The sequence below is a fragment of the Cyanobium sp. BA20m-p-22 genome (assembly GCF_024346275.1).
In the GTDB taxonomy this organism is placed as follows: Bacteria; Cyanobacteriota; Cyanobacteriia; order PCC-6307; family Cyanobiaceae; genus Cyanobium_A.
Genome location: NZ_JAGQCQ010000176.1, coordinates 1 through 7,720 on the forward strand (window position 1 = coordinate 1; position 7,720 = coordinate 7,720).

The following is a 7,720-nucleotide window of genomic DNA, read 5'->3' on the forward strand; positions in this document are numbered from 1 at the left end:
TCTGGTTCTGGGTCTGATCTTCCTCAAATACATCTCAGACACCTTTGCTGCCCAGCAAGGCAAGGTGCTGCTGATGGTCAGCGACCCTGACTCTGACAACTTCGTTGGTGATGACCCTGCCGACCACCAGGCAGCACTGGAAGACCGTGACTACTACACCCAGGAGAATGTGTTCTGGGTGCCTGCTGATGCTCGCTGGGAATCGCTACGGGCACGGGCAAAGCAACCTGATATTGGTCAACTGATCGATAAGGCACTGGTTGCCATCGAGAACGAGAACCCAACGCTGCGGGGCAAGTTGGATAAGCGGTTTGGTGCCGCCCAACTGGAACCAGGGCGACTAGGTGAACTGGTGGATCTGATTTCCACCATTGGATTTGCCGACGACCAGCGATCAGGTGATGTGCTGGGTGAGGTCTACGAATACTTCCTCGGTCAGTTCGCCAGCGCAGAAGGCAAGAAGGGCGGTCAGTTCTATACCCCTGCTCACGTCGTCAAAACGCTGGTTGCTGTTCTGGCACCCCATAAAGGTCGGATCTATGACCCCTGCTGTGGTTCAGGCGGAATGTTCGTTCAGAGCGAGAAGTTCATCCAAGCGCACGGGGGCAAGCGGGATGACGCTTCGATCTACGGGCAGGAGAGCAACCCAACAACTTGGCGCCTGGCAGCGATGAACCTGGCGATCCGTGGGTTTGCTGCGGATCTTGGTCAGGAACCTGCTGACACCTTTGCCAGAGATCAGTTCCCCGATCAGAAGTTTGACTACATCCTTGCCAACCCACCATTCAACATTTCGGATTGGGGCGGGGAGAAATATGAGAGTGATCCACGCTGGGTTTATGGGCGACCACCCATAGGTAATGCGAACTATGCGTGGTTACAACATATGCTCTGGAAACTACGACCTGGTGGTGAAGCAGGTGTAGTGCTGGCGAATGGATCAATGAGTTCCAACCAAAGCGGTGAGGGGCAGATCCGAGAAGCGATGGTGCGTGGTGATGTGGTTGAGGTGATGGTGGCACTGCCTGGGCAACTGTTTCTGAATACTCAGATTCCTGTTTGCCTGTGGTTTCTGACGAATGACAAGACCCAGCGTGGTCGTGATCGCCGTGGAGAAACATTGTTTATTGATGCCCGCCAGATGGGAACAATGAAGACACGGGTTGAGAGAGTATTAACTGATGAGGATATTGCCAAGATTGGAGACACCGTTCACGCTTGGCGTGGTGATGGTGAGGTGTCTGATGTTTATGAGGATGTCGCTGGTTTCTGCTACAACGCCAAGTTAGAGGAGATCGAGAAGAATGGTTTTGTGCTCACGCCAGGTCGCTATGTGGGGGCGGCAGATGTTGAAGATGATGGAGAACCATTTGAGGAGAAGATGAAACGCCTCACTGGATTACTCAAGCAGCAGCAGGAAGAGGGGGCGAAGTTGGATCAGCAGATTGCCGAGAATCTGAGGAGGTTGGGATATGAGTTCTGAATGGAAAACGCTTTTACTGGGAGATGTCTATGAATACTGCTCAGGTCTTTCAAAACCACGCTCTGAGTTTGGATCTGGGCATCCCTTCTTGGGATTCAAGGATGTGTTCTACAACTCAGCAGTTCCAAATGTTCTGAATGAACTCGTCAGGTCGACGCAACAGGAGCAGAACCGTTGCTCAATAAAGCGGGGTGACCTTTTCCTGACTCGCACAAGCGAGACAATGGATGAACTTGGGATGAGCAGCGTCGCCCTCAAGGATTATCCCAATGCAACTTTCAATGGGTTTACGAAGCGACTAAGACCTAAGAGTTCTGATGTTATTGCGCCCGAATACGCCCGATACTATTTCAGGTCTACACACTTTAGGCAAAGCGTGAATGCTATGTCGACAATGTCGACCAGGGCGAGTTTGAACAATGAAATACTCGACCGCTTACAAGTCGTGCTTCCACCCCTTAAAGAGCAGAAATGTATCGGTTATTTGCTTGCCACCCTTGACGACAAGATCGAACTGAACCGCAAAACCAATGAAACCTTGGAGGCGATGGCAAAGGCGCTCTTCAAGTCGTGGTTTGTGGATTTCGATCCAGTCAGAGCGAAGGCAGAAGGTCGCTCAACTGGATTGCCAGTGGAAATCAGCGACCTGTTCCCCGATTCATTTGAGGATTCGGCACTGGGTGAGATTCCGAGTGGGTGGATTGTTCAGTCAGCAGGCAAGCAATATGATGTTTCGATAGGCAAGACACCCCCAAGAAAAGAATCTCAGTGGTTCTCCACAAGCAAAGTTGATATGCCTTGGTTGTCAATCCGAGACCTGGGTGAAGTAGGGGTATACGCCGATAGAACTTCTGAAAGTCTTACAAGAGAGGCGGTCGAAAAGTTCAATGTAAAAATCGTGCCGCCAGATACTGCTGTCTTGAGTTTCAAACTCACAATAGGAAGAGTCGCCATCACTGGGAGCGAAATGCTTACCAACGAAGCGATTGCTCATTTTTCATCGTTGACAAAGGGTGTAGGGTCTGAATACACATACTGCCTCCTGTCTCAATACGATTACCATTCGCTCGGCAGCACATCGTCTATTGCCACGGCGGTTAACTCGCAAATACTTAGAGATATGCCGCTTGTGGTGCCACCTGAGACCATTGCTCGGGCATTTTGCGATACTGCTGCGCCAATATTCTCCTCAATAAAGTGTGGTCAACAGGAAACTCATTGCCTGTCTGATTTTCGTGATGCCCTTCTCCCCAAACTCATCTCTGGTGAAATCCGAATCCCTGATGCCGAGAAGATGCTTGAGGAGGTTGGCATCTGATGGCACTCATCACAGAAGACCATCTGGAGCAGCAGTGTCTTGAGTGGTTCAAGGAACTCGGATATGCCTATGCCTTTGCTCCAGATCTCGCACCTGACGGCACCACCCCAGAACGCACTGACTTCAGGCAGGTCATCCTCACTGGGCGTCTGCGCTCAGCACTCCAGCGCCTGAACCCAGAAGTTCCAGCGGGCACCATCGAATCAGCGGTGCTCCAACTGGCAAACCCCAATGTGCCTGGTCTTCTGGCATCCAACCGCAACTTCCACCGTTGGATGACCCAGGGATTGCCCATCACCTATATGGATGGAAATCAGCAGGTCGGCATTCGTCTCAAGGTCATCGGGTTTGACGATCCCGCCTCAAACGACTGGTTAGTGGTGAACCAGTTGGCAATCCAGGGCACCAAGCACAACCGCCGCCCTGATGTGGTGGTCTACCTGAACGGTCTGCCTCTCGCAGTGATCGAACTCAAGAACCCTGCCGATGAGAAGGCAGACATCTGGGCAGGGTTCAACCAACTCCAGACCTACAAGCAAGACATCCCCGACCTGTTCACGCCCAACGTGCTGCTGGTGATTAGCGATGGCATCCAGGCACGGGTGGGTTCCTTGAGTGCTGATCGGGAACGGTTCCAACGTTGGCGCACCATCGAAGGCGAGAACCACCTCGATCCGCTGGGTGCTCACCGTGATCTGGAGACCCTGGTTCGGGGGATCTTCGACAAAGGGCGTCTGCTGGAGTTTGTTCGTCGTTTTTGCCTGTTTGAGGAAGACGGGCAGATCATCAAGAAGATCGCTGCCTACCACCAGTTCCACGCCGTCAGGGCAGCAGTGGAGCGAGTGGTCAAAGCAAGCAGACCAGATGGCGATAAAAAAGGTGGCGTCGTCTGGCATACCCAAGGTGCTGGCAAGAGCATCGAGATGGCGTGTCTGGCGGGCAAGTTGCTCACCGATCCACGACTGGAGAACCCCACCCTGGTGATGGTCACCGACCGCCAAGACCTCGATGGGCAACTGTTCGGGGTCTTTGCTGGAGCGGGAGATCTGCTGGGTGAATCCCCTAAGCAGGCAGACAGTCGCCAAGAACTCAGGGAACTACTTGGCAACCGACCCAGCGGCGGCATCATCTTCACCACCATTCAGAAGTTCGCCACCGAACCCGATGAAGACAAGTTCCCTGCCCTGACCGAGCGCCACAACATCGTGGTGATCTGCGACGAGGCGCACCGCACCCAATACGGGTTCAAGGGTCGCTTTGACACCAAGACAGGGGAGATCAAATACGGGTTGGCAAAGGCACTCAGAGATGCTCTGCCCCAAGCAACTTTCCTCGCTTTCACGGGAACACCCATCTCCCAAGACGACCGTGACACCCAAGCGGTCTTTGGGCACTACGTCTCTGTCTACGACATTCAGCAGGCAGTGGAAGACGGTGCCACGGTGCCGATTTACTACGAATCCCGCCTGGCAAAACTGGCGCTGAAGGAACCGCTGCTGCCCCAGGTGGATGAGCAGGTAGATGACCTCTTCTCAGATGAAGACGACATTCCTGCTGCTGAACGGGCAAAGAGCAGGTGGGCAGCACTGGAAGCACTGGTGGGTGCTGAACCACGCCTGAAGCAGGTGGCAGCAGATTTGATTGCCCACTTTGAGCAACGCTCACGCACTCAACCAGGCAAGGCGATGGTGGTGGCGATGAGCAGGGATATCTGTGCTCGCCTCTATGCCGCCATCGTTGCCCTACGCCCCGACTGGCACGACGACGACCCGAAAAAAGGTGCCATCAAGGTGGTGATGACGGCATCGGCATCGGATGAGCAATACCTCCAACCCCACCACACCACCAAGCAGCAGAAAAAGGATCTGGAGAAACGGTTCAAAGATCCTGCCGACCTGCTCAAGATCGTGGTGGTGCGGGATATGTGGTTGACGGGATTTGACGCTCCCTGTCTGGCGACGATGTATGTGGATAAACCGATGAAGGGGGCAAACCTGGCGCAGGCGATTGCCCGAGTGAACAGGGTCTTCAAAGACAAACCAGGCGGTCTGGTGGTCGATTACATCGGCATCGCCCCCCAACTCAAGGAAGCACTCTCGACCTACACAGCATCCAAGGGCAAAGGAAAAATCAAACTGGATGTTGATCAGGCACTACGGATTCTCAAGGAGAAACTCCAGGTTGCCCGTGACCTGCTTCACCCCCTCGACTGGAGTGGATTCACCGATCCCAAGACAGCAATGGCACTGTTGCCCAACTGCTTGGATCACATCTTGGCGATTTCAGATGGCAAGCAGCGGTATTGCGACACCGTGCTGGCAATGACCAAAGCATTTGCCCTGTGCGGAACCCTTGATGAAGCAATGGCACTCGACCCTGAGGTGACCTTCCTTCAGGCGATCCGAGCACCACTGGTCAAAGGTGATGGAGATGGTGGAGGAGATGGTCGTGCCCCTAAAAATGTTGATTTTGAGTTGCGTCAACTAATGTCTGACGCCCTGGTAGCAGATGGAATCACCGATGTTTTCAAGGTGGCAGGTCTTGAAAAACCAGACATCAGCATCCTGTCGGATCAGTTCCTGGCAGAGGTCAGCAAGATTCCCCAGAAGAACCTGGCGGTTGAACTGCTCCAGCGGTTGCTAAGGGAAGAGGTTCAGACACGCTTTAAGACCAACGTGGTCAAACAGAAGCGATTCAGTGAACTGCTCCAGGCATCCCTGAACAAATATGCCAACCGCTCCATCGAAGCGGCGCAGGTGATCGAAGAACTGATTGCGATGGCAAAGCAGTTCCGTGATGAAGCAGAGAAAGTGGCGGCGATGGGGTTGTCTGTTGCTGAAGTTGCCTTCTACGACGCCCTGTCGAACAACCAGTCAGCACAAGATCTGATGGGGGATGAGGTGCTGATGAAGATGGCACGGGAACTGGCAGAAAAACTAAGGGGCAACCTCAGCATCGACTGGCAATACAAGGAAAACGTTCGGGCACGATTGCGAACTCTTATCAAGGCATTGCTAAGAAGATATAGATACCCACCCGATCAGGAACCAGCAGCGATTGACTTGGTGCTCCAGCAGACCGAAATGATCTCTGAGGAATGGTCGAGAGAAGATTTGGGCAACAAGATTCAGGCGGTTGTTGCTGATGCTTTGACCCAAAGTGGTGCCCTTCAGTCAGGAGAGGTGCCCTAATGAACACTGTTCCTCCTTATCACACACTCATGCTTCCTCTGCTCAATGTCATGGGCAGCAGGAATGAGATGACAACCAAGCAGATGCGAGATGAGGTGGCGGAAAACCTTGGGTTGACTGTCGAAGCATTGAGTGAGCGCCTTCCCAGTGGAACCCAAAGTGCTTTTGACAATCGAATGGGTTGGGCAAGAACTTATCTCTTCAAAGCAGGTTTACTTGATCGCCCACGACGAGCAACCTATGCCATCAGCGAAACAGGGAAGAAACTGCTTGCGAACCACCCATCCGAAATCGATGTCGAGTTCCTGAAATCATACGAGCAGTTCAATCAGTTTTTGGGTTCATCCAGCAATGACGAGGAGGCACCGATTCCTGCTGACGTCATTGACGACCAACTCACGCCTGAGGAGCAAATCGAAAAAGGAGTAGGGCAGATTCAGCGTGAACTCCAAGTTGAAGTTTTAGATCGAGTTAAGCAGTTGCCCCCTCAAGGTTTTGAGCAGTTAGTGCTTCGTCTGCTTGTGGGAATGGGATATGGCGGTTCGATGGCAGATGTTCAAGGTGTCGCTCGTGGTGCCGATGGTGGTGTTGATGGAGTTGTGAACCAGGATCATCTGGGTCTGGATCGGATCTACATCCAGGCGAAACGATGGGAAGGATCCGTAGGAAGACCAGTCATTCAGGGATTTGTGGGTGCGTTGGCAGGGGTTGGCGCATCCAAGGGAGTCATCATGACTACCTCAACTTTTGCTCAACCAGCACAGGAATATGTAAGAACATTGACCGATAGGCGAATCGTTCTCGTTGATGGTCAAAGGATGTCTGAACTGATGCTCAAGCATGGCATTGGAGTTTCCACAAAACAGACATTTGTGATCCAGAGAATGGATGAGGATTTCTTCTTGGAAATGGAGACTTGATATGCCAAAAGAAAAGATCGCTAAAGAGAAAAGCACCAGGGGCAACGCCAGTCAGTTCTTCATCGCTGGTGAACTTTGTAGGAGGGGATATTCTGCTGTGGTGACGCTTGGCGACACCCCCAACACAGACATCCTCTGTAGCAATATTGAGGGAACCAGGTTTGTTCACATCCAGGTCAAGACATTTATTCCTGGTGGCAAAACATGTAGCGTTGGTCGAAAGGCAGAAAAACCTTATATGGAAAACTTCTTTTGGGTTCTTGGGGGAATCCCTACGCCTCAGTCGGATAGTCATTTTCAATACTTTATCATTCCTGCTTCGGTGATGTCTCGCAACATCATGGAGTGCCATGAACAGTGGTTGTCTACTACTGGGAGGGATGGCAGAGCGCACGAAGACAGTTCAATAAGAGTGGTCGCCCTTCCTCCATTTAAGGCATTTAACGGTTGGGATGTGAGCGAATATGAAAACCGTTGGGATCTTATAGAAGATAAACTGGCAGATTGATCAGGGGATCTCAACAACTTCCAACAAATCCTCAATCCCACAATCCAGCACCGTCACCACCTTCCCCGCCAAATCCAGGGAAAGTGCTGATGCCGCCTTCTGATCGTTCCGTGCCAGTCGCGTGATGGTGGTCGCTGCCACCCCTGCCGCGACTGCCAGACCATTCATCGTGATTGCCTTCTCACCCGCTTCTGCCCTACGCAGATTTGCCTTAGCGAGTGCCTTGGCGAGGGTTAGACGAACTTGCTTTGCCATAAGGAGCACAAGACCTCAAGCATCCTGAAGGGGCAAAGCAGTGCT

Annotated in this window: 6 protein-coding genes; 5 read left to right on the forward strand and 1 reads right to left on the reverse strand. The window is 52.5% G+C overall.

Features of this window, described 5'->3' with window-relative positions; all coding sequences use genetic code 11:
• The 5 genes from KBZ15_RS14345 to KBZ15_RS14365 form a co-directional block, all read left to right on the forward strand.
• A partial coding sequence (locus tag KBZ15_RS14345) for a class I SAM-dependent DNA methyltransferase (protein WP_255015889.1) occupies nt 1-1,483 on the forward strand: 1,483 nt, incomplete at its 5' end.
• The gene (locus KBZ15_RS14350) at nt 1,473-2,801 is read left to right on the forward strand and encodes a restriction endonuclease subunit S (RefSeq protein WP_255015890.1); all 1,329 of its coding nucleotides are present in this window, start codon (nt 1,473-1,475) and stop codon (nt 2,799-2,801) included. The genes KBZ15_RS14345 and KBZ15_RS14350, both read left to right, overlap by 11 nt.
• Entirely contained in the window at nt 2,801-5,992 is a 3,192-nt protein-coding gene (locus tag KBZ15_RS14355) for a type I restriction endonuclease subunit R (RefSeq protein WP_255015891.1), read from the forward strand. The genes KBZ15_RS14350 and KBZ15_RS14355 overlap by 1 nt, the downstream gene beginning before the upstream one ends.
• Complete coding sequence (locus tag KBZ15_RS14360; protein ID WP_255015892.1) at nt 5,992-6,912, forward strand: restriction endonuclease; 921 nt, start codon at nt 5,992-5,994, stop codon at nt 6,910-6,912. The genes KBZ15_RS14355 and KBZ15_RS14360 overlap by 1 nt, the downstream gene beginning before the upstream one ends.
• Before the next feature lies 1 nt (nt 6,913).
• Nucleotides 6,914-7,420 carry a hypothetical protein gene (locus tag KBZ15_RS14365; RefSeq protein ID WP_255015894.1) on the forward strand — a complete coding sequence of 169 codons (507 nt, stop codon included), beginning with the start codon at nt 6,914-6,916 and terminating at the stop codon, nt 7,418-7,420.
• Here KBZ15_RS14365 and KBZ15_RS14370 read toward each other — a convergent pair whose 3' ends face one another.
• The gene (locus KBZ15_RS14370; RefSeq protein ID WP_255015895.1) at nt 7,421-7,675 is read right to left on the reverse strand and encodes a helix-turn-helix domain-containing protein; all 255 of its coding nucleotides are present in this window, start codon (nt 7,673-7,675) and stop codon (nt 7,421-7,423) included.
• Nucleotides 7,676-7,720: the final 45 nt, after the last annotated feature.